15 protein-coding genes are annotated in these 22,562 nt (G+C 70.7%); 6 read left to right on the top strand and 9 right to left on the bottom strand.

Annotated elements, in window-relative coordinates; translation table 11 throughout:
* Positions 1-194 precede the first annotated feature (194 nt).
* The 6 genes from AB0N66_RS04415 (at position 195) to AB0N66_RS04440 (ending at position 9,755) form a co-directional block, all read left to right on the top strand.
* Complete coding sequence (locus AB0N66_RS04415) at positions 195-3,449, top strand: SCO5717 family growth-regulating ATPase (protein WP_365428528.1); 3,255 nt, start codon at positions 195-197, stop codon at positions 3,447-3,449.
* A 327-nt stretch (positions 3,450-3,776) separates the two neighbouring features.
* Complete coding sequence (locus AB0N66_RS04420) at positions 3,777-5,657, top strand: ABC transporter substrate-binding protein (RefSeq protein WP_365428531.1); 1,881 nt, start codon at positions 3,777-3,779, stop codon at positions 5,655-5,657.
* Positions 5,658-5,738: 81 nt separating this feature from the next.
* Positions 5,739-6,809 carry an ABC transporter permease gene (locus AB0N66_RS04425; RefSeq protein WP_365428534.1) on the top strand — a complete coding sequence of 357 codons (1,071 nt, stop codon included), beginning with the start codon at positions 5,739-5,741 and terminating at the stop codon, positions 6,807-6,809.
* Entirely contained in the window at positions 6,806-7,744 is a 939-nt protein-coding gene (locus AB0N66_RS04430; protein ID WP_365428537.1) for an ABC transporter permease, read from the top strand. Before AB0N66_RS04425 ends, AB0N66_RS04430 begins: the two co-directional genes overlap by 4 nt.
* The gene (locus AB0N66_RS04435; RefSeq protein WP_365428540.1) at positions 7,741-8,742 is read left to right on the top strand and encodes an ABC transporter ATP-binding protein; all 1,002 of its coding nucleotides are present in this window, start codon (positions 7,741-7,743) and stop codon (positions 8,740-8,742) included. Before AB0N66_RS04430 ends, AB0N66_RS04435 begins: the two co-directional genes overlap by 4 nt.
* Positions 8,739-9,755 carry an ABC transporter ATP-binding protein gene (locus AB0N66_RS04440; protein WP_365428543.1) on the top strand — a complete coding sequence of 339 codons (1,017 nt, stop codon included), beginning with the start codon at positions 8,739-8,741 and terminating at the stop codon, positions 9,753-9,755. Before AB0N66_RS04435 ends, AB0N66_RS04440 begins: the two co-directional genes overlap by 4 nt.
* 110 nt (positions 9,756-9,865) lie before the next feature.
* On the opposite strand, the gene AB0N66_RS04445 is transcribed toward AB0N66_RS04440, so the two are convergent.
* The 9 genes from AB0N66_RS04445 to rimP form a co-directional block, all read right to left on the bottom strand.
* Complete coding sequence (locus AB0N66_RS04445; RefSeq protein WP_365428546.1) at positions 9,866-10,819, bottom strand: bifunctional riboflavin kinase/FAD synthetase; 954 nt, start codon at positions 10,817-10,819, stop codon at positions 9,866-9,868.
* Positions 10,820-10,956: 137 nt separating this feature from the next.
* Positions 10,957-14,715, bottom strand: coding sequence for a trypsin-like peptidase domain-containing protein (locus tag AB0N66_RS04450; protein WP_365428549.1), 3,759 nt, complete (start codon positions 14,713-14,715; stop codon positions 10,957-10,959).
* A gap of 392 nt (positions 14,716-15,107) precedes the next feature.
* On the bottom strand, positions 15,108-16,013 hold the full coding sequence (gene truB / locus AB0N66_RS04455) for a tRNA pseudouridine(55) synthase TruB (RefSeq protein WP_365428552.1): 906 nt from the start codon (positions 16,011-16,013) through the stop codon (positions 15,108-15,110).
* Complete coding sequence (rbfA, locus tag AB0N66_RS04460) at positions 16,010-16,480, bottom strand: 30S ribosome-binding factor RbfA (RefSeq protein WP_365428555.1); 471 nt, start codon at positions 16,478-16,480, stop codon at positions 16,010-16,012. The genes truB and rbfA overlap by 4 nt, the downstream gene beginning before the upstream one ends.
* 63 nt (positions 16,481-16,543) lie before the next feature.
* Positions 16,544-16,837, bottom strand: a complete 294-nt coding sequence (locus AB0N66_RS04465) for a DUF503 domain-containing protein (protein ID WP_365428558.1) — start codon at positions 16,835-16,837, stop codon at positions 16,544-16,546.
* Positions 16,838-17,111: 274 nt separating this feature from the next.
* Positions 17,112-20,315, bottom strand: coding sequence for a translation initiation factor IF-2 (gene infB, locus AB0N66_RS04470; protein ID WP_365428561.1), 3,204 nt, complete (start codon positions 20,313-20,315; stop codon positions 17,112-17,114).
* A gap of 147 nt (positions 20,316-20,462) precedes the next feature.
* Positions 20,463-20,741, bottom strand: a complete 279-nt coding sequence (locus AB0N66_RS04475) for a YlxR family protein (protein ID WP_365428564.1) — start codon at positions 20,739-20,741, stop codon at positions 20,463-20,465.
* Positions 20,742-20,855: 114 nt separating this feature from the next.
* The gene (gene nusA / locus AB0N66_RS04480; RefSeq protein WP_365428567.1) at positions 20,856-21,854 is read right to left on the bottom strand and encodes a transcription termination factor NusA; all 999 of its coding nucleotides are present in this window, start codon (positions 21,852-21,854) and stop codon (positions 20,856-20,858) included.
* 2 nt (positions 21,855-21,856) lie between these two features.
* Entirely contained in the window at positions 21,857-22,453 is a 597-nt protein-coding gene (gene rimP, locus AB0N66_RS04485; RefSeq protein WP_365428570.1) for a ribosome maturation factor RimP, read from the bottom strand.
* Between the last annotated feature and the right edge of the window lie 109 nt (positions 22,454-22,562).

Consider the following 22,562-nt stretch of genomic DNA (forward strand, 5'->3'; position numbering starts at 1 on the left):
TGCACGTGCGTACGCCACTTCTGGGCAGGGTGTGACGTAGCGGGCAGCCGCGGTGGGGCGGACGGGCCTGCCCTATTGACAGTCGTGGTGATTAGGCTGGGGCCGGGCGCGACGCCAGAGCCCGTGGACGGATCGACTACGTCCCGCCCCGGCACGGCGCCGCAACAGGGGGCTCGACCACACCAGGAGGAACTGTGAACAGCGATCGGGACGGCATCCGCGGGGGCTGGGCCACACCCGGCGATGACCACTCCGACGCGGAGTCCGCCGTCGAGACGACGGGCGAGTTCACCATCGACTACGCGCCGCCGGCCTGGTACACGCAGAACGCCTCGGGGAGTTCGGGGGACGGACCTTCGGAACCGGAACCGGAACCGGATGCGGATGCGGATTCGGGGGACTCGGACGACGCGGAGGACTCGGAGAGCGCTGACGCTTCCGACGCCGCTGAGGTCTCGGACGCTTCGGAGATCTCCGAGGGCTCGGACACTTCGGATACCGCGGAGGGTCCCGACGCGGACGTTTCGGCCTCGGCGGTTTCGGCTTCGGCGGGTTCGGCCTCGGCCGGTTCAGACGCCCCGGCCGCGCCGGAAGCTCCGGCTTGGGGGACGTCTTCCGTGCCGCCGGTGGTAAGTCCGGTCGCGGGAGGTCCGACCGCGCTGCCGAATCTGCCCCTCCAGTTGGGGCCCGCCACCCCTCCGGCCGCGCCCGCTGCCGCTGCCGACGAGGCGGAGACCGGCGACGGGGACCTGGAGAGCGGCGCGACCATGCGGATCTCCGCTCGCGCTGTGAAGCGTGAGGTCGCGGAGCGGGCGACGCCGGTGGCTACGGATGCCGCTGCCTATACCGATACCGCTCCGGAGGGTGTTCCTGACCGGTCCGGCGACTCCGGCGACGGCAGTGACGCAGACGTAGATGTAGACGAAGACGTCGTGCAGAACGAAGCCCCGGCTGACGCCGAGTTGGACTCCTCCGATGACGGCGAGGTCGTGGAACTGCGGGCCGCGGGTGGCGGCGACACAGCCGACGAGGTCGACCAGGTCGACGAAGTCAGTGCCGTCGAGCCGCGGCAGGACGCTGTCAATATCGCGGTGCCCCAGGACGCCGAGCATCAGGACGTGGTCCCCGACTCCGGCCCTGGCGGGGAAGGCTCCGTGCAGGACGCTCCCCCCGCGTGGGCTCCGCCGCCGCTCCCTCAGGGTGGGCTGCCGCCGTTGCCGCCCGCCTATCAGCCTGCGGCGCCCGCTCCTGCGGCGGAGTGGCCCGCGTCAACGGAACCCGCGGCGGCAGACGCCGGCCTGGTACAGGAGCCGCCGCGGGCGCAGCCGCCCGCGCCCGCACCGGGTCAGCCGTTCCAGCCGCCGGCGCCGGGCCAGCCGTTCCAAGCACAGCCGCCCGCACCCCGGCCCGCGGCACCGCCGTCGTGGCCCTCCCCCGGTGCGCCCGTTTCCGCCGGTCCGGCGCAGGGGCCCGCACCGGTGTACCCGGCCGCCTTCGAGAACCCGGTTCCGGCACCGCCCCAGGTTCCGTCCCCGGCCGTTGCGCCGCCGTCCCCGGCGGGCGACGCTCCGGCGCAGGCACCCCATCCACAGCCGCAGGCTCAACCGCAACCGCAACCGCAGGGAAGCTACGGCTTCCCACAGCCCAGCGTTCCGGCCCCGAGCCCCACCCCGCAAGGCAGCTACGGCTTCCCGCAACCCGGCGCACCGGCACCGGCACCGGCAGCGCCCAACCCGCCCGCCCCCGCACCCAACCCGCCCGCCCCGGCGCCCAGTTACGGCTTCCCTCCGCAAGGAGCAGCACCCGCGGTTCCGCAGCCGGGATACGGCTTCCCCCACCAGCCGCCCGCACCGCAGGCACCCAACGCCCCCGCGCCCCAGCCCGGTTACGGCTTCCCCCACCAGCCCGCGCCCCCAGCCGATCCGCGTCCGCCGCACCCGCAGGAGCAGGCGCAGGCGGCCCCGCCGTACCCGCAGCAGGGACAGCCCCAGCCGCAGCCGGGCTACCCGCCCGTACAGCAGCAGTACGACGTGCAGCCCCCGCAGGGTCCCCCCGTTCAGCCGACCGCGCAGCCCCAGGCGCACGCGCCCGTAGACCCTCGCGCCGGGACTGCCTGGCCGCAGCCCGTGCAGCACGACCAGCGGCAGCCCATCAACCCCGGTGCTGCCCCTCTCGGGTACACCGCAGCGGTGGAGCTCTCCTCCGACCGGCTGCTCAACAACAAGAAGCAGAAGGCCAAGAGCGGTCGCCCGGCTGCCGCCTCGTCGCGGTTCAAGCTCGGCGGGAAGAAGGAAGAGGCGGAGCGCCAGCGGAAGTTGGAGCTGATCCGTACGCCGGTGCTGTCGTGCTACCGGATCGCCGTCATCAGCCTCAAGGGCGGTGTGGGCAAGACGACCACGACCACCGCGCTCGGTTCGACGCTCGCCACCGAGCGGCAGGACAAGATCCTCGCGATCGACGCCAACCCGGACGCGGGTACGCTCGGGCGCCGCGTGCGCCGCGAGACCGGGGCCACCATCCGTGACCTCGTCCAGGCGATCCCGCACCTCAACTCGTACATGGACATCAGGCGGTTCACGTCCCAGGCCGCGTCCGGCCTGGAGATCATCGCCAATGACGTCGACCCGGCGGTGTCGACCACGTTCAACGACGAGGACTACCGTCGCGCGATCGACGTGCTGGGCAAGCAGTACCCGATCATCCTGACCGACTCGGGCACGGGTCTGCTGTACAGCGCCATGCGCGGTGTGCTCGACCTCGCCGACCAGCTCATCATCATCTCGACGCCGTCGGTCGACGGTGCGAGCAGCGCCAGTACGACGCTGGACTGGCTGTCGGCGCACGGGTACGCGGATCTCGTCTCGCGGTCCATCACCGTCATCTCCGGTGTGCGCGAGACCGGGAAGATCATCAAGGTGGATGACATCGTCAGCCACTTCGAGACGCGCTGCCGCGGTGTTGTCGTCGTGCCCTTCGACGAGCACCTGGCCGCGGGCGCCGAGGTCGACCTCGACATGATGCGGCCCAAGGTGCGGGAGGCGTACTTCAACCTCTCCGCGATGGTGGCCGAGGACATCGCGCGCCACCAGCAGTCGCACGGGCTCTGGACGTCCGACGGCAACCCGCCGCCGGTGGCCGCGCCGCCGCTGCCCGGTCAGCAGTACCAGCAGGGGCCGGGTCAGCAGTACCAGGGCCAGCCGTACCCGGCTCAGCCCGCCCCCGGGCAGCCGGCCCCCGGACAGGCTCCACAGCAGCCTCAGCCCGGGCAGCCGTATCCGCCGCAGCCCGGCCAGCCCTACCCCCAGCAGCCCCAACAACCTCAACAACCTCAACAGCCGGGACAGGCCTACCCGCAGCAACCGGGCCAGCCGTATCCGCCGCACCAGGGACAGCCGTATCCGCCCCAGCCCGGCCAGCCCTTCCAGCCGCCGGCACCCCCTCAGCAGTAACCCGATCGGCCCCTTTCGAGGGACCGATTCCCGCCAGGGCCCGCACCGTCTCCGTACGGTGCGGGTCCTTTGCGTATCCACAGGCGTTTCGCGCCGTCAGGCCCCCACCTGGAGGGTTTCAGCGGTCTGAACCAATGAGGGAAAAATCCGCGTCAACTCGTTATTTCCGCAGGCCACATGGGGTTCATGCGCCGTTGACGTTCGCAGAGTGCCGCTGGTAGACACACACATCAACCCCGCCGGCGTCACCCGATCAACCGTGTTCCCTCAGTTCAATCGGTTCAACAAGCCATCCCTGTGCGAGCGATGACGCGAGGTCACCGACCCATGAACACACAGCATCAGTACGGCAGAAGGCGTTTGCGGCTCGTCGCCGCCGCGGGCGCCGCGGCACTCACCCTCACCGCCGCTCTCGCGACCCCGCTCAATCCCGCACCCCGACAGGCCGAGGCCCAAACCCAGGCCAAGCCGCAGGCCCAGGCCCAGGCTCAGGCCAAAGCGAGCAAGAAGACCCTCACCGTCGCGGTGGCGCAGAGCGTCGACTCGTTGAGCCCGTTCTTGGCGAGCCGCCTGGTCAGTACGAGCATTCACCGGCTGATGTACGAGTACCTGACCAACTACGACCCCACGGACAACCACGCCATCCCCGGTCTCGCCACCAAGTGGCAGCCCTCGGCCGACAAGCTCACCTGGACCTACACGATCCGCTCCGACTCCAAGTGGTCGGACGGCGAGCAGGCCACCGCCGAGGACGCTGCCTGGACCTTCAACAAGATGATGACCGACGACGGCGCGGCCACCGCCAACGGCAGTTTCGTCGCCAACTTCAAGAAGGTCACGGCCCCCAGCCCCACCGAGCTCGTCATCGAACTGAAGAAGCCGCAGGCCACGATGATCGCGCTCGACGTTCCGATCGTGCCCAAGCACGTATGGGAGAAGGTCGGGGACTTCTCGAAGTTCAACAACGACAAGAGCTTCCCCATCGTCGGCAACGGACCGTTCATCCTCACCGACTACAAGGCCGACAGTTACGTACGGCTCAAGGCCAACAAGAGCTTCTGGCGCGGCTCCCCCAAGTTCGACGAGCTGGTCTTCAAGTACTACAAGGACAACGACGCCGCCGTCGCCGCCCTGCAGAAGGGCGAGGTGTCCTTCACCTTCGGTCTGACGCCCGCTCAGGCGGCCACCCTCAAGACCCAGAAGAACATCAAGGTCAACGACGCGCCGGGCCGCCGCTTCTACGCCCTCGCCGTCAACCCGGGCGCCCAGGCCAAGAACGGGCAGAAGTTCGGCGACGGGCACGAGTCGCTGCTCAACGAGAAGGTGCGGCAGGCGCTGTTCATGGCCGTCGACCGCAAGGCGCTCATCGACAAGGTCTTCCAGGGCCACGCCGTCGAAGGCGCCGGCTACATCCCGCCACGCTTCTCCGACTACTTCTGGAAGCCTTCAGCGAGCCAGGAACTGCTCTACGACCCGGCCGAGGCGGCCCAACTCCTCGACGAGGCGGGCTACAAGAAGAACGGGGACGGAAAGCGCGTCGGCAAGAACGGCAAGCCGATCAACTACCGCGTCCTGTGCCACGCCACCGACCCGAACGACAAGGCGGTCGGACAGTACCTGAAAGAGTGGTGGGGCGAGCTCGGCATCGGTGTCACTCTCAACTGCCTGGACAACGTGACCGATCCCTGGCTCGCGGGCACGTACGACATCGCCTTCGACGGCTGGTCCGCCAACCCCGACCCTGACTTCCTCCTGTCGATCCAGACCTGCGGCGCGCTCCCGGCAACCCCCAAGGACACCGGTGCGACGGACAACTTCATCTGTGACAAGCAGTTCGACGACCTGTACGACCAGCAACTCGCCGAGTACGACACCGCCAAACGGGCGGACCTCGTCAAGCAGATGGAATCGCGGCTGTACGACACCGGGTACATGAACGTCATGGCGTACCCGAACGCGGTCGAGGCCTACCGCACCGACCAGATCGAGTCGATCGAGACGATGCCGAAGGCCGCGGGCAACATCTACGGCCAGGACGGTTACTGGAGCTGGTGGTCGGCGGTTCCGGCGGCCTCCTCCGGTGAGTCCTCCGACGGTTCGAGCTCGACGGGGGTCATCATCGGCATCGTCGGGGGCGTCGTCATCCTCGTGGGCGTCGGGGCCTTCTTCGCGATGCGGCGCCGCTCGACCGCCGAAGACCGCGAGTGACCGCGAGAGACCGCGAGGAGCCCCGAGGAGCCCCCATCACCGACCCGCGAGCCGCGAGGAGCCCCCACCGAGTGAGAGTCCATGACCGCTGAAGCAACACCCTCGCTGGTCGAGGCGACCGGCGGTCCGGCTGAGGCCGGGCCGTCGGTCCGCAGGCCACGGGCCGGCACCAGGACCGCCTATCCGCGGTATGTGGCGGACAAGTTGGGCGGCGCGGCCGTCTCGCTGCTCGCCGTCCTCGTCACCAGCTTCTTTCTCTTCCGGCTCATCCCCGGCGACCCCGTCAAGTACATGACGGGCGGCCGCCAGGTGTCGGCGGAGCAACTCGCCAACTACCGGAAGGAGTTCGGCCTCGATCTGCCGCTGTGGGAACAGTTCACGGACTACTGCGGCAAGGCGCTCAGCGGCGACCTCGGCACGTCGTACCAGTTCCGGGCCCCCGTCATCGACAAGATCACCGAAGCGCTCCCGAACACCCTTCTCCTCACCGGCACGTCGTTCGTCCTCTTCACGACGCTCGGCATCTTCATCGGCACCCGCTCCGCGTGGCGCAACGGCGGGATCGGCGACCGGCTCAACACCGGTCTGGCGCTGACTCTTTACTCCATCCCGTCGTTCTGGCTCGGGCTCCTGCTGATCATCGTCTTCTCGGTGGGCGTCGGCCCGATCCCCGGCCTGTTCCCGACCGGCGGCATGGAGTCGGGGAGTGGCGAGACCGGTTTCGCGTACGTCGTCGATGTCGCCCACCATCTCGTCCTTCCGGTGGTGACACTGGTCGCCGTCGAGTACGGGCAGACGCTGCTGGTGACGCGCTCCGCACTGCTCGACGAGATGGGCAGCGACTACCTGACCACGGCCCGGGCCAAGGGTCTGCGGGACGACCTCGTACGACGCCGCCACGCCGTGCCCAACGCCCTGCTGCCGACCGTGACACTGATTTTCATCAACCTCGGCAGGACCGTCGCCGGCGTCATCCTCGTCGAGACCGTCTTCTCCTGGCCGGGCCTCGGCGGGCTCTTCTACCAGGCGCTGAGCGTGCCCGATCTGCCCCTGGTGCAGGGGCTGTTCTTCTTCTTCGCGGCGGCGGTGATCGTGATGAACACGCTGGCCGATCTGATCTATCCGCTGCTGGATCCACGGGTGGGCCGATGACGACCGAATCCACCGCGGCCGAGCAGGCCGCACCGGTGTCCGCGAAAAGCCCCCGTGCTCTCGCCCGGCAGCGCCGCCGCGCCTCCGCCGCCCGCTTCTGGAAGCAGTACCGAAGCCACCGCGCCGGCGTCCTCGGCCTCGCCGCCCTCGGCTTCTTCGCGCTCATCGCGCTGACCGCGCCGCTGACCGTCGGCTCCGACGTGCAGAGCGTGACGAACGCGCCGGGCGGGCCGATGGAGAGCCCGAGCGCCGAATTCCCCTTGGGGACCGACCAGTTCGGGCGGAATCTGCTCGGACTCGTGGTCTGGGGCGCGCGGGTGTCACTGCTCGTCGGGCTGCTTGCCGCCGTGCTCTCCGTCGCGATCGGCGCGCTCATCGGGATCACCGCCGGCCACTTCCGGGGCTGGTTCGCGACCGTGATGATGCGGATCACGGACTGGTTCCTGGTCATGCCGACCCTCGTCCTCGCGATCGCGCTGGCGACCGTGATGTCCCGTTCACTCGGCACGATCATCCTGGCGATCGGTGTCACGACCTGGCCGACGACGGCCCGGCTGGTGCGCGCGCAGACCCTGGCGGTGGAGTCGCGGCCCTACATCGAGCGGGCCAGGGCGCTCGGCGGCGGGCACTGGCACATCATGTCCCGCCATGTGCTGCCCAATGTGATGCCGCTGGTGCTGGCCCAGACGACGCTGATCATCTCCTCCGCGATCCTCGCCGAGGCGACGCTCGCGTTCCTCGGGCTCGGAGATCCGACGGTCGTGTCGTGGGGCGGACTGCTCCAGGACGCACGGGAGGCGGGCGCGGTCAGCGCCGGGAAGTGGTGGTATCTGGTGCCGCCGGGTATCGCGATCGCGGGGGTCGCGCTGGCGTTCACGCTGTGCGGGCGCGCGGTCGAATCTGTCCTCAACCCCAAGCTGGGGGTGGCACGTTGAGCACTGCGACCGGGCAACGCCTGCTGGAGGTCAGGAACCTCGAAGTGACGTACGCGGGCGGGGCGGCCGCCGTACGCGGTGTGGATCTCGCGCTCGACGCGGGCCAGAAGCTCGGCATCGCGGGCGAGTCGGGCTGCGGCAAGTCCACGCTCGCCCTCGCGCTGCTCCGGCTGCTGCCCGCCGGCACGCGCACGACCGGCGAGATCCTGCTCGACGGCGAGGACGTGCTGACGATGAAGTGGGGCCGGGTACGGGCGGTCCGCTGGGCGGGCGCCTCGATCGTCTTCCAGGGCGCCATGCACTCGCTGAACCCCGTGCACCGCATCGGCGACCAGATCGCCGAGCCGATCCTGCTGCACAAGAAGGCGACCGCGGCGGGCGCGAAGCGGAAAACCGGCGAACTGCTCGAACAGGTGGGCCTCCCCGCCGCCCGCGCGGACGCCTACCCGCACGAGCTTTCCGGGGGCCAGCGCCAACGCGTCATGATCGCCATGGCGTTGGCCTGCGATCCCCGGCTCGTCATCGCCGACGAACCGACCACCGCACTCGACGTGATGATCCAGGCGCAGATCCTCCGCCTCATCCAACAGCTCGTCACCGAGCAGGAGTTGGGCCTCATCATGATCAGCCACGATCTCGCGGTCCTGTCCGACACCTGCGACCGGCTGGCGGTGATGTACGCGGGCCGGGTGGTCGAGGAAGGACCGGCCCAACAGGTCTACGAGGATGCCCGACACCCCTACGGCAAGGCCCTGTCGGCCGCCTTCCCGCGTATCGGCGACACGGCCTCCCGGTTCGCGCCGCGCGGCCTGCCGGGCGACCCGCCGGACCCGTCGGCGCTGCCGTCCGGCTGCACGTTCCACTCCCGGTGCCCCGTCGCCCTGGACTCCTGCGTGACCGAGGACCAGGCGCTGCGGGACGCGGGGGCGGGACGGTGGGCGGCCTGCGTGCACATGGACGCGGCCGTAGGAGCGGAACCAGCGAGGAGCACGCCATGACGACAACTCCCGTGACGAAAGCTCCCGTGACGAAAGCGCCGCTGCTCAGCGCCGAGGGCCTGCACATCACCTTCCCCGGACGTCACGGCGCCGACCCCGCCCGCGCCGTCGACGGAGTCGACCTCGACATCCGGCGCGGCGAGATCGTCGCGCTGGTGGGCGAGTCGGGCTGCGGCAAGACGACGCTGGCGCGCTCGCTCCTCGGCCTCGTCCCGCCGACCGGAGGCCGCGTCACCTTCGACGGCAAGCCCCTCGACTACTCCTCACGCGCGCTGAAGGCGTACCGCAAACGCGTCCAGCTGGTCCTCCAGGACCCGAGTGGCTCACTCAACCCCCGGCACACGGTGTACGACGCGGTCGCCGAAGGCCTGCGCATCCACCGGTACGGCGGCGACGAGCGGGCGGCGGTCGCGGACGCCCTCTCCCGGGCGGGACTTCGCCCACCGGAACGCTTCTTCCTCCGCTACCCGCACGAGCTGTCCGGCGGCCAGCGCCAGCGAGTCGTCATCGCGGGGGCCCTCGTCCTGGAGCCCGAACTCATCGTCGCCGACGAGCCGGTGGCCTCCCTGGACGCCTCCGTACGCGGCGAGATCCTGGCCCTGCTCCTCCGGCTGCGCACCGAACTCGGCCTGTCCGCCCTGGTGGTGACCCATGACCTGGGCCTGGCATGGAACATCGCCGACCGGGTCGCGGTGATGTACCTGGGCCGCATCGTGGAGACGGGCGAGGTCGAACAGGTCCTGACGGCTCCTCAGCACCCTTACACCCAGGCCCTGTTGTCCGTCCTGCCGGAAGCCCCGGGCGACCCGGTGGTGCTGACCGGCGAGCCCCCGGACCCGTCCCGCATCCCCTCCGGCTGCCGTTTCCACGCACGCTGTCAGATCCTGGCGAGCGGGGAGGCGGAGCGGGCGGGTGTGGCGGACGCGTGCCGGGGCCAGGATCTGGAGGTGCTCGGCGGTGGCGCCGAGACGCAGGTGGCGTGCCATTGGGCGAGGGTGCGGGTCGCTACATGACATGAAAGGCCGGCGCCCTTGAAAGGCACCGGCCGCCCCATCGACGTACGACTTCACCCGCAACATCACGGATGTACGACTTCACCCGCAACTTCACGTACGACGAAGAACTACTCTCCCCCGTACCCCTCGATCAGTTCCAGCGACCGCTTCACGTCGTCCCGGATGGCCACCAGCAGCGACTCGATGGAGTCGAACCTGGCCTGGCCGCGCACGAAGGCGAGGAAGTCGACGGCGACGTGCAGGCCGTACAGGTCGAGGCCGACGCGGTCGATGGCGTACGCCTCGACGGTGCGCTCGGTGCCGTCGAACTGGGGGTTCGTGCCCACGGAGATCGCGGCGGGCATCGCCTCGCCCGCGACGTGCAGCCAGCCCGCGTAGACGCCGTCGGCGGGAATGGCGGTGTGCGGGAGGGTCTCGACGTTCGCCGTCGGGAAACCGAGCTCACGGCCGCGCTGGGCGCCGCGTACGACGATGCCCTCGACGCGGTGCGGACGCCCGAGGATCTCGCGCGCGCCCTCGACGTCGCCCTCGGCGACGAGCCGCCGGGTGAGGGTCGAGGAGAAGGGCTCGCCGCCGCCCGCCTCACCGGTCACGCACAGGTCGACGACCTCGACCTCGAAGTCGTACGTCTCGCCCTGCTCACGGAGGACGTCTACATTTCCGGCGGCCTTGTGGCCGAAGCGGAAGTTGGGACCTTCCACGACCGCTTTCGCGTGCAGCTTGTCGACGAGAACCTTCGCGACGAAGTCGGCGGGCGACAGCTTCGAGAACTCCTTCGTGAACGGAAGGATGAGGAGGGCGTCCACGCCCAGCTCTGCCATCAGTTCCGCCCGGCGGTGGTGCGGGGCGAGCAGCGGGGGGTGGCTGCCGGGGCGCACGACCTCGCTGGGGTGCGGGTCGAAGGTGACGACGACGGAGGGAACGCCCAGGTCACGGGCGTGGTCCACGGTATGCCGGATGATCAGCTGGTGTCCGCGGTGCACCCCGTCGTAGGAACCGATGGTGACCACGCTGCGCCCCCAGTCTTCGGGGATGTCCTCCAAGCCACGCCAGCGCTGCACTGTGACTGCTCCTTGTCGCAAACTCGTCGAACCTGTGTCCGTGATTGCCTCATTCGCAGCTCTAAGAGTGCCATGCCGTGTGCGCTCAGCTTGCATCGGCATCGGGCTGTGACGCATCCCGCACCGCTGCGCGCGGGTCACGCGGGGACCCGCACTCCGGCCAGGTTCTCGATCATGCGGCGGGTGCTCGGGCCGACCACGCCGGCCCACTCCTCGGGGGCGCCGGTCAGCCAGCGGGCCACGAGGGCGGCGAAGCCGGGGACGGTGCGGGCCAGGTCGACGAGGCCACGGTCGAAGCCGGTGGCGCCGGCCGGGGTGCGGACCAGGAGGAGGCCCGTGCGGTGCACCAGCTCTCGGGTGGGTTCCTCTCCCCTGCGAGCCGTACCGGCCGCGGCGGCCCGCAGCAGGGCGTCGAGGACGGCCGGGTCCCGCTCGTGTGCGAGGAGGAGGTCGAGCAGTTCGCGCCGCAGCGGGCGGGAGGCCGGGCTGCCCGACGCGGCGAGCACGGTCGCGAGCGCCGACCGCACGGGTGCAGGGCAGCCGGTGACCAGGCCGGTGACCAGCGGAAAGAGCACCGTGCGCGCCTCCTGACCATGGTCGAGGTGCCGGTCGACGTACGCGGCCACGTGCACGGCGGTCACCGGGCGCAGCTCCACCACCTCCCGCACGAGGTCGGCGACGCGGCGGGCCAGGGCGGGCGTGGTCACGTCGGCGAGCGTGCGCAGCATCTCGTCCGTGTCCGGGCCCGCGCCCGGTTGCCACAGCCGGGTCCGGAAGGCGGCGAGCACCGGGTCGGGATGGGTCGTGAGGGCGGCCACCAGCGCGCTCGCGGGCAGCTGCGGATCGCCCGCGGTGAATCGCTCCAGCGCCTGCGGCAGGTACCGGGCCCGGGTCCACGGGTCCCGTACGAGGAGGCCGAGCGCTCCGCCGTGCAGGGTGCAGTCGGCGGGGCGGGCCAGCAGCGCGAGCGCCGCGTAACGCAGCAGCGCACGGTCGGCCTCGGTGCGTACATGCGGTGCGGCCCGCAACCCGTACGCCACCGCCGCCACCCGTCGTGCAGGGCGCTCGTCGTGCGCCCACCGGTCCACAGCTCGGCACACGGCCGACGGTTCCTCCTCGGCGAGTACGGCGAGCAGCTCGTCGCCGCGTGGGTGCGCGACTCCGACGAGCGCCTCCGCGAGATCGTCCAGTGCCCGGCGCCGGTAGGCGTACAGCAAGGCCTGCGCCGCCGTCGCCACGGTCGCGTGCGGGGTCGCGGGGAGGGGGCGGTCGTCGTGGAACCAGGGGGTGAGGTGGGGTTGTACGGCGGTGGGGTCGCTGGTGAGGAGGCGGGCCACGGCGTCCAGGTAGCGGGGTTCGCCTTCCTGGCTCGCGGAGCGCGGCGCCTCGTCCGCGACGACCAGGCACCTCAGCAGCTCGAAGCGCTCCGCCTCCGGGAGGGGCACCGCCTCCCAGAACGCCGGCCCGAATTCCCCCGGCACGCCGCGCCCTTGCTCCCGCCAGGTCACGATCCGCTCGGCGAGCAGCCGCAGCGCCCCGGTGTACGGGCGCGCGTCGGGCACGCGCAGCAGGACGTCGACGCAGAGGTGCGTGGCCCACCAGGCGGCGTCGCCGAGCGGTGCCGTCCCCGTCGGCAGGAGGTCGTCCACGGCGTCGACGAGGTCTTCCAGCCGGAGGGCCAGTTCGGCGGGGCCCTGCTGTCGGGCCAGGAGGAGCAGTGCCTGGACGACGGGGCCGATGCGGTGGCGGGGGACGGGGAGTGCGCGGGGCGGGGCGGAGGTCTTGGCCGCCCAGGACGGCACCGCACCCCTTCCAGCCGACGCGGACGCGGCGCCCGCCGAGGACGGCCCTTGCCCACCCGGTCGCCTTGAAGCCCCGTCGGCCGTGTTCGCCGGCTTACGCGACCGGGCCGAGTCGGCGCGCCCCCGGTGCACCAGAGCGTGCAGGGCGGAGTCCAGGTCGAGGTGGGTGCCCTGGATCCAGTCGGCGAGTTCCTCGTGGGCGAAGCGGTAGCCGTTGCCCGCGGGGACGAGGAGGCCCTCGGTAAAGACGGCGGAGGCCCAGCCGGTGATGGCGCCGAGGCGGCGACCGGAGGCGGGCCCCCACGGGAAGACCGCCTCGAAGGAAACACGGTCCAACTCCCCCTGCCCGGGCCCCAGACAGCGCCGCGCGGCCTCGTGCACCTGGCCGGAGACCTGGGCTGCGAGCCGCCGTACAGCCGTGCCTCGCAGCCCGTTCGCCGCGGCGAGCCGGACCGCGACGCGCAGGCACATGAGGTCCAGGTACGCGGCGAACACCTCGTCCCGGTCGAGCGGCCCCGCAGGGGAGTGCGGCAGCGCGGCCCGCACCTCGGACAGCAGCCGCAAGGTCAGCGGATGGCGTGCGTCGGCCGCCGTGAGCACACCCTCGGGGATCCCCGCGCGAGCCCTGGCCCGTAGCGCCTCGCCCTCGGTCAGGTCCCCCAGCCACACGCAGGCGGGAAACCGCCCGGCCTCGTACACGGAGGGAGCAGCAAGGGCGGCGGAGGCACCGGCCCGGTACAGCAACTCCCCCGGGAACTCCGCCCCCACCTGCTCCCAGTACTCCGCCCGGCACGCGACCACGAGCCGTGCCCCGTTCTCCCGCAGCCAGTCCGCCGTGCCCGCCGTCCACTCGGGCAGCCGGTGGGCGAGGGCGGGCGGCATCTCCTCGGGACCGTCGAGAAGCAGCAGCAACGGCCGCCCCGCGTCCCGCGCCACCCGGGCCAGCCGCTCCGGCCCGATATCGCCCAGCTCGCCGTCGTACGCCTCGGGAGGCAGCACGTCCGAGCCCGCCTCACGGGAGCTCCCGGAGTGCGGGCCCTCCCACGAGGCCGCCACGATCCGCCCCGCCCGCTCCAGCGCCCGTGCCGCCGCGTCCGCCACCGAGAGGTCCGTGTCGAGAAGGTCGGCGCCTCGCAGCCACAAGGTGGGCGCCGGTGCCACGCCCCGGGTGCGGCGGGCGGCGAAGGCCGCCAGTTCCGTCGTACGACCGCTGCCGGGCGGGCCGACGAGCCCGAGCACGGCGGCCGGGCCGTCCGCGAAGGCCTCGAACTCCCTTACGACATCGGCCCGTTCGACGGGCCCGGCATCACCGCTGTCCGAGCCCGCAGAAGTCCCCGGCCCGTCCGAGCCCACCGAGGTCGCCGTCAGCTCCAGCACGCCGGCCGGATTCAAGTCGGCCCCGTACGCGGGCACCGTCGCCGCGTTGCGGGCGAGCAGCTCGGCGAGCGGGCCTTCGGCGTCCGGCCCGCGCAGTGGGACGGCGAAGCCCGCCACCCTGTGCCCGGCGTGCAGCGCGGTGCCGAGGATCGCCACCACGGCCCCGGTCGAGGCGTCGAGGACCGGCCCTCCGGCGGCTCCACCGCCCAGCCGCAGCGCGTCGGCGCCTGCCGTACCGATCGCCAACTCCAGGGCGTCGCCCAGGAGATGGAAGCGGTCCGTCGCCGTGTACGTGACGGCGGAGGCGCCGAGCACCCTCGCTTCGCGCCAGCCGCCCGCGGCGATCCGGACGTACGTACCGGCCTCGACGCGGCTCCGCACGGTGACGGGGAGCGGTTCCACGCCGAGGCCTTCGGTGCGTACGAGCGCCAGGTCGGCGTCCGGGAGGGGCGTGACGGCGTCGTCGGTGACCACGCAGGTGCGGCCGCCGGGGGTGTGGAGGACAAGGCAGGTCAGCCCGTCGACCGCTTCGTGACTGGTGATCACCGTGCCGTGGTGGTCGGCGACGAACCCCGTGCCACGCGGACGCCCTGCCAGGTCGCAGACGCGTACCAGGGCCTCGTCGGGTGCCTCCCGGCTGTCGTCGGGGGTCTGGGGGGTGTTGGCCGTCGTAGCCCTGCCATCGGCCCACGTCGCCCTGTCATGGGCCCGCGTCATCCGGGTATCGGCCCGCGTCGCCCGGACATCGTCCGCTACTTGTCGGTCGTCGAGTACTTGTCGGTCGTCGAGTAGTTTTCTGCTGTCGACCGGCACGTGCCGCCCCCCGGTCCGCGGGCCCCGTCCCGCCATGCTCGAACCTCCCCGCCGCGCTCCTGCTTTCGACGGTAGGCGCAGGGTGATCAGCGGGACAGATCGCCTGGCGAACGCGCCCCCTTCCGCTCCCCCGCTTCACTCCGAGCGCCTGCCCGAAGGGGTGAACAGACGAGGGTGGATGGATACACCCTTGGGTGGGGGAACCGAGGGGGGACCGTGGAGCGGCGGGCACGAGACCCCGTGACCGCCGCTCCACGGGCGGGTTCAGCGCGACTGTCCGGGTGGCGCTGTCGGCGTCAGCCGAACACCGCCAGGCTCTTCGCCTTGCCCTTCTCGTCCTCCACCAGCGCCAGGAACCGCCCCGCCGGGTCAAAGACCGCGACGGCGCCGCGCCCCGCGTACTCCTCGGGCATCTCCAGGCGTACGCCGTTGAGAAGCAGCTTCGCCCGCCGGTCGTCCACGTTCCAGCGCGGGAACGCGGCCGTGGCGGCGTCCGCGACCGGCATCACGGTCAGCTCCTGCTGGAGCTGGTCGAGGGTGCGCGCGGAGTCGAGCTTGTACGGGCCGACGCGGGTGCGACGGAGCGCGGTGAGATGACCACCGACGCCCAGGTCAGCGCCCAGGTCACGGGCCAGGGCCCGGATGTACGTCCCGGACGAGCAGACCACCGACACCACCAGGTCGAGCACCGGTGTGCCGTCCTCGGCGACGGCGTCGCGGACGTCGTACACCGAGAACGACGAGATCCGCACCGGCCGGGCCGGGATCTCGAAGTCCTCGCCGTCGCGCGCCCGCTTGTACGAGCGCACTCCGTTGATCTTGATGGCGCTGACCTTGGACGGCACCTGCATGATGTCGCCGCTGAGCTTGGCGACGCCGGCGTCGATGGCGTCCCGCTTGATGCCGGACGCGTCCGTGGACGAGGTGATGTCGCCCTCGGCGTCGTCCGTCACGGTGTTCTGCCCGAGCCGGACGGTCCCCAGATACTCCTTCTCGGTGAGCGCGAGGTGCCCGAGGAGCTTGGTCGCCTTCTCGACGCCGAGGACGAGCACGCCCGTCGCCATGGGGTCGAGGGTGCCGGCGTGTCCGACACGGCGGGTCTTTGCGATCCCGCGCATCTTGGCGACCACGTCGTGCGAAGTGAAGCCCGACGGCTTGTCGACAATGACAAGTCCGTCGGGCGTCTGGTGCTTCTCGGTCATCCGGTGGCGTCGTCCGTCTCGTCGGCGTCGTCCGGCTCCTCGTCGGAGTCCGGCTTCTTGTACGGGTCCGCGTCACCGGCGTACTTCGCGCCGGAGGAGACCTCGCGCACCTTCTCGTCCGAGGCGCGTGCCTTGTCGAGCAGGTCCTCGATGGTCTTGGCGGTGTCCGGCAGGGCGTCCGCGATGAAGGTCAGCGTCGGCGTGAACTTCACGCCCGCCGCCGCACCGACCGCGGAACGGAGCACACCCTTGGCGCTCTCCAGGCCCGCGGCGGCCTCCGCCCGTACCTGGTCGTCCCCGTACACCGTGTAGAAGACGGTCGCCTCCCGCAGATCACCCGTGACCCGGGTGTCCGTGATGGTGACGTGGGTGCCGAGCCGCGGATCCTTGATCCCGCGCTGCAGCTTCTTGGCCACCACCTCTCGGATGAGGTCCGCCAGCCTCTTAGCCCGCGCGTTGTCGGCCACTGGTCCGTCTCCTTCTTCGCCTTGCTTGTTTCGTCAGTCTTCGTCGGACGCCGGCCGCTGTTGTCAGTCGTCGTCCGTGTGGAGTCTGCGCCGTACCGACAGCAGTTCCACCTCCGGTCGTGCCGCGACGAGCCGTTCACACCGGTCCAGTACGTCGGTGAGGTGCTCGGTGTCTCCGGAGACCACCGCGAGGCCGATCTCGGCCCTGCGGTGCAAGTCCTGGTTTCCCGTCTCCGCCACGCTCACCGCGTACTTCCGATGGAGTTCGGCGACGATCGGCCGGACGAGGGAGCGTTTCTCCTTGAGCGAGTGGACGTCGCCGAGGAGCAGATCGAAGGACAGCGTCCCCACATACATGTGTAACCGGATGTCCCGCCGGTACGGGATAGATGGCCTGCCAATGCGCTTGGCAGGGACATCAGAACCGTACAACGAACCTCCGGCTCGCTCGACGGGGTTTTCGCCCCCGCCGCCCCTACCCGTCCCGTCTTTCTGGGGCTGCGCCCCAGACCCCCTCGGTTGTTCTTCGGCTGACCGCCGGTGGGGGCTTGTCGCGCAGTTCCCCGCGCCCCAAAAAGACGCTGAGCTGGTCGGGGTGACACAGTCACCCCGACCAGCTCAGACCTTCGCTTTACGAGCGCGGCTTCTCGCGCATCTCGTATGTCGCGATGACGTCGTCGACCTTGATGTCGTTGAAGTTTCCGAGGTTGATACCGCCCTCGAAGCCTTCGCGGATCTCGGTGACGTCGTCCTTGAAGCGACGCAGCCCGGAGATGTTGAGGCTCTCCGCGATGACCTTGCCGTCGCGGATGAGGCGCGCCTTGGTGTTGCGCTTGACCTCTCCCGAACGGACCAGGACACCGGCGATGTTGCCCAGCTTGGACGACTTGAAGACCTCGCGGATCTCCGCCGTGCCGAGCTCGACCTCCTCGTACTCCGGCTTGAGCATGCCCTTGAGGGCCGCCTCGATCTCCTCGATGGCCTGGTAGATCACCGAGTAGTACCGGACGTCGACGCCCTCGCGCTCCGCCATCTGAGCCGCGCGGCCCGCGGCGCGGACGTTGAAGCCGATGACGATCGCGTCGGAGCCGGTCGCCAGGTTGATGTCCGACTCGGTGACCGCACCCACACCGCGGTGCAGGACACGGATCTCGACCTCTTCGCCGACGTCGAGCTGGAGCAGCGAGGACTCGAGAGCCTCCACCGAACCGGACGCGTCGCCCTTGATGATGAGGTTGAGTTCCTGCACCAGACCGGCCTTGAGGGCCTCGTCCAGGTTCTCCAGGGAGAACCGGACACCCCGGCGGGCGAAGTTGGCGTTGCGCTCACGCGCCGCGCGCTTCTCGGCGATCTGACGCGCCGTACGGTCCTCGTCGACAACCAGGAAGTTGTCGCCGGCGCCCGGGACGTTGGTGAGACCGAGGACGAGGACCGGGGTCGAGGGACCCGCCTCTTCCACGTTGTCGCCCTTGTCGTCGAGCATCGCGCGGACACGGCCGTACGCGTCGCCGACCACCATGGTGTCGCCGACCCGCAGGGTGCCTCGCTGGACCAGGACGGTCGCGACGGCGCCGCGGCCCTTGTCGAGGTGGGACTCGATCGCAATACCCTGCGCGTCCTGCTCCGGGTTGGCCCGCAGGTCGAGCGAGGCATCCGCGGTCAGGACCACGGCCTCCAGGAGAGCCTCGATGTTGAGGCCCTGCTTGGCGGAGATGTCGACGAACATCGTGTCGCCGCCGTACTCCTCGGCCACCAGACCGAACTCGGTGAGCTGACCGCGCACCTTGGTCGGGTCGGCGCCCTCGACGTCGATCTTGTTGACCGCGACCACGATCGGCACGTCGGCCGCCTTGGCGTGGTTCAACGCCTCGATCGTCTGGGGCATCACACCGTCGTTGGCCGCCACCACGAGGATCGCGATGTCGGTCGACTTGGCACCACGGGCACGCATGGCGGTGAACGCCTCGTGGCCCGGGGTGTCGATGAAGGTGATCCTGCGCTCTTCACCGTTGACCTCGGTGGCGACCTGGTACGCACCGATGTGCTGCGTGATACCGCCGGCCTCGCCCGCAACGACGTTCGTCTTGCGGATGGTGTCGAGCAGTCGGGTCTTACCGTGGTCGACGTGACCCATGACGGTCACGACCGGCGGACGCGCGACGAGGAACTCCTCGCCACCCTCGTCCTCGCCGAACTCGATGTCGAAGGACTCGAGCAGCTCGCGGTCCTCCTCCTCGGGGCTGACGATCTCGAGGACGAAGTTCATCTCGTCCGCGAGGAGCTTCAGCGTCTCGTCGGAGACGGACTGCGTGGCAGTGACCATCTCGCCGAGGTTCATCATCACGCCGACGAGCGACGCCGGGTTGGCGCCGATCTTCTCGGCGAAGTCGGTGAGCGAGGCACCGCGCGACAGGCGGACGGACTGTCCGTTGCCGCGAGGCAGCATGACGCCGCCGACCGACGGGGCCTGCATGGCCTCGTACTCCTGGCGCCTCTGCCGCTTCGACTTGCGACCACGACGCGCGGGACCACCGGGACGACCGAAGGCGCCCTGTGTGCCACCACGGCCACCGGGACCACCCGGACGACCGCCGAAGCCGGGACGACCGCCGCCACCGCCACCGGGACCACCGGGACGACCGGCGAAACCGCCACCGCCGCCACCGGGACCACCGGGACGACCGGCGAAACCGCCGCCACCGCCACCGGGACCGGCCGGACGACCGGCGAAACCGCCACCGCCGCCACCGGGACGACCGGCACCGGCACCGCCGGGACGACCGCCACCGCCACCGGGACCACGGCCGCCACCGGGGCCACCGCCGCCCGGACGCGGGCTGCCCGCAGCGGGACGCTGCGGCATCATGCCGGGGTTCGGACGGTTACCACCGGGGCCGCCGCCGGGACGCGGAGCGCCACCCTGCGGACGAGGCATGCCGCCCGGGCTCGGACGGGCACCGCCCGGACCGCCCTGCGGACGCGGAGCGCCGCCGGGACCGCCCTGGGGACGGGGACCACGGTCGCCACGGTCCTGACCCGCGCCCTGCGGACGCGGAGCGCCGGGGGCGCCTGCGCCACCCGGACGCGGGGCACCACCCGGACGGGGCGTCTGGGGGCGCGCCATACCGGTGGAGCCACCAGAGGTGAACGGGTTGTTGCCCGGACGAGGACCGGCCGGACGAGCACCGGGACGTGCACCCTGGCCACCCGGACGCGCAGCGCCCTGACGGTCGGGGCGGTCACCACGGTCGGGACGGTCCGTACGCTCGGGACGGTCGCCACGACCCTGACCACCCTGGCCGGGACCGCTCTGGCCGGGACCGGCCGGACGGGCACCGGCAGGCTTCGGAGCGCCGGGACGGACAGCCGGACGAGCGGCGCCTGCGGCCGGAGCCGCGGGAGCCGACGGGGGCGCCGTGAACTCGGCAGCCACCGGAGCCGGAGCCGCTACAACGGGCTTCGGCGCGGGCTTGGGACCCGGACGCGGGCCCGAAGCCGCAGTGGACGGAACAGCCGGAGTGACCGGGGTGACCGGTGCGGCCTCCGCGGGCGTCTCGGCCACGGCCGGCTTGGGAGCCGGCGGGCGCGGGGCTGCCGGACGGGCGGCCTGCGCGGGAGAAGGCGCACCCGGCTTGGCGGGCGCGGCCTTGCGCGGCGCGGGCTTGCCGCCGCCGTTGCCCTGCTGGAGGGCATCTGTCAGTTTGCGTACTACGGGCGCCTCGATCGTCGAGGACGCTGAACGGACGAACTCACCGAGTTCCTGGAGCTTGGCCATGACGACCTTGCTCTCAACCCCGAACTCCTTGGCGAGTTCGTATACCCGGACCTTAGCCACTTCGCTCCTTTTAGGTCCGGGTTGCGTCCGGACCGTCGCTACTTCATGGGCGTACTCATCGCGTGCTCATCGAGTGCTCATCGCAATCTCGACCTACTTCCAACTCGCGGGGTACCAGGGCCGCACGGGGGTTCCGTACGACACGTCTTACGGTGTTACCTGCTCGACGTAGTGGCGCAACGCCTTGCTGTCGAGCGATCCCGGGACGCGCAGCGCCCGTGGGAACGCCCGGCGGCGGACCGCCAGGTCGAAACAGACCAGGGCGGGGTGTACGTACGCACCCCGGCCGGGCAGCGTACCGCGATGATCGGGGACACATTCACCCTCGACCGCCACGATGCGCAGCAGATCCTTCTTGGCCGCTCGCTCCCGACACCCCACACAGGTGCGTTCAGGGCATGCGCGGGCTCGCGTCCGGCCAGACACTCTTAAGTCTACCTCCCCGTAACGACCTCACCCCTTTGGGGCAAGAATCGAACGGTTGTTGTCGTGATCTCAGCCACCTGCGGCTTGGATCTATTCCCCGGCGTATTCCCGGGTCTATTCCCCGCGCTGCTCGGCAGGCTGCTCGGTGTCCGGGCGGATGTCGATCCGCCAGCCCGTGAGGCGGGCCGCGAGCCGGGCGTTCTGCCCTTCCTTGCCGATCGCCAGCGACAGCTGGTAGTCGGGCACGGTCACCCGCGCGGAGCGGGCCGCGAGGTCGACGACCTCGACCTTGGAGACACGGGCCGGGGACAGCGCGTTCGCCACCATCTCTGCCGGGTCGTCCGCCCAGTCGACGATGTCGATCTTCTCGCCGTTCAGTTCGGCCATCACGTTACGCACCCGGCTGCCCATGGGGCCGATACAGGCGCCCTTGGGGTTGAGCCCGGACCGGGTGGAGCGGACGGCGATCTTCGTACGGTGGCCCGCCTCGCGCGCGATCGCGGCGATCTCGACGGACCCGTCGGCGATCTCCGGCACCTCAAGGGCGAACAGCTTCTTCACCAGGTTGGGGTGCGTGCGGGAGAGCGTCACGGACGGACCGCGGACGCCCTTCGCGACCCGTACGACGTACGAGCGCAGGCGCAGGCCGTGCGTGTAGGTCTCACCGGGGACCTGCTCCTGCACGGGCAGGATGGCCTCCAGCTTGCCGATGTCGACGAGGACGTTCTTGGGGTCGCGGCCCTGCTGCACGACACCGGTGACGATGTCGCCCTCGCGGCCCGCGTACTCGCCGAGGGTCGCGTCGTCCTCGGCGTCCCGCAGGCGCTGCAGGATGACCTGCTTGGCGGTGGTCGCGGCGATACGGCCGAAGCCGGACGGGGTGTCGTCGAACTCGCGCGCCTCCTGCCCCTCCTCCAGGTCCTCGGGGTCCTCCTTCGCCCACACGGTCACGTGGCCGGTCTCCCGGTCAAGCTTCACGCGCGCGTGCCGACGGCTTCCCTCGGTGCGGTGGTAGGCGATGAGGAGGGCCGACTCGATCGCCTCGACCAGCAGGTCGAAGGAGATCTCCTTCTCCCGCACCAAACCCCGCAGGGCACTCATGTCGATGTCCACGGCTACGCCTCCTCTGCGTTCTCTTCGTGCGATTCATGCGAGTCGTGCTCTTCTCGCACGTCGTGCTGATCCTGCTCGTCGTGCTGATCCTGCTCGTCCTGCTCGTCGGTCTTGTTCTTGCGGTTGAACTCGACCTGGACTCGCGCCTTGGCGATGTCCGCGAAGGCGAGCCTCTTGGCGGTGGGCTTGCGCCCCTTCACACCCGGCACCTCGACGTCGATTCCCGTGTCGTCCACCGTAAGAATCCGGCCGATCAGCTCGTCGGCCCCGGAAGCTTCGGCCAGCCGGAACTTCACCAGGCGGTCCGTGGCACGTACGTAGTGACGGTGCTCCTTGAGCTCGCGCTCGGCACCGGGGGTTCCGACCTCGAGGGTGTACTCGCCCTGGCCCATCGCGTCGCTCTCGTCGAGCTTCGCCGAGAGCGCGCGGCTCACATCGGCGATCTGGTCCAGGTCGGCACCCGTGTCCGAGTCGACGACGACACGCAGTACACGCTTGCGCCCCACCGAGTCGACCTCGACCTCTTCGAGATCGAGTCCCTGAGAGCTGACGAGCGGTTCCAGCAGTTCTCGCAGCCTCTCGCTCTGGGTGGTGCTCATCCGGGTGACTCCTCGGCCGCGTGTGCTGTTGTGGGTAGGTCTCGCGTGTCAGGTCAAAGGGTATCCGGTCGCCGGGGGTGTTGCCGTCCATCGGGACGTGGCCGGTCGG

It is taken from the genome of Streptomyces sp. NPDC093544, assembly GCF_040683495.1.
Lineage (GTDB): Bacteria > Actinomycetota > Actinomycetes > Streptomycetales > Streptomycetaceae > Streptomyces.

What these genes read in the sequence shown, in the direction of transcription:
- AB0N66_RS04420 (WP_365428531.1), top strand. Translation starts at nt 3,777, where the DNA reads ATGAACACACAGCATCAGTACGGCAGAAGGCGTTTGCGGCTCGTCGCC.
- AB0N66_RS04425 (WP_365428534.1), top strand. Translation starts at nt 5,739, where the DNA reads ATGACCGCTGAAGCAACACCCTCGCTGGTCGAGGCGACCGGCGGTCCG.
- AB0N66_RS04430 (WP_365428537.1), top strand. Translation starts at nt 6,806, where the DNA reads ATGACGACCGAATCCACCGCGGCCGAGCAGGCCGCACCGGTGTCCGCG.
- AB0N66_RS04440 (WP_365428543.1), top strand. Translation starts at nt 8,739, where the DNA reads ATGACGACAACTCCCGTGACGAAAGCTCCCGTGACGAAAGCGCCGCTG.
- AB0N66_RS04450 (WP_365428549.1), bottom strand. Translation starts at nt 14,715, where the DNA reads ATGACGCGGGCCCATGACAGGGCGACGTGGGCCGATGGCAGGGCTACG.
- truB (WP_365428552.1), bottom strand. Translation starts at nt 16,013, where the DNA reads ATGACCGAGAAGCACCAGACGCCCGACGGACTTGTCATTGTCGACAAG.
- AB0N66_RS04465 (WP_365428558.1), bottom strand. Translation starts at nt 16,837, where the DNA reads ATGTATGTGGGGACGCTGTCCTTCGATCTGCTCCTCGGCGACGTCCAC.
- rimP (WP_365428570.1), bottom strand. Translation starts at nt 22,453, where the DNA reads ATGAGCACCACCCAGAGCGAGAGGCTGCGAGAACTGCTGGAACCGCTC.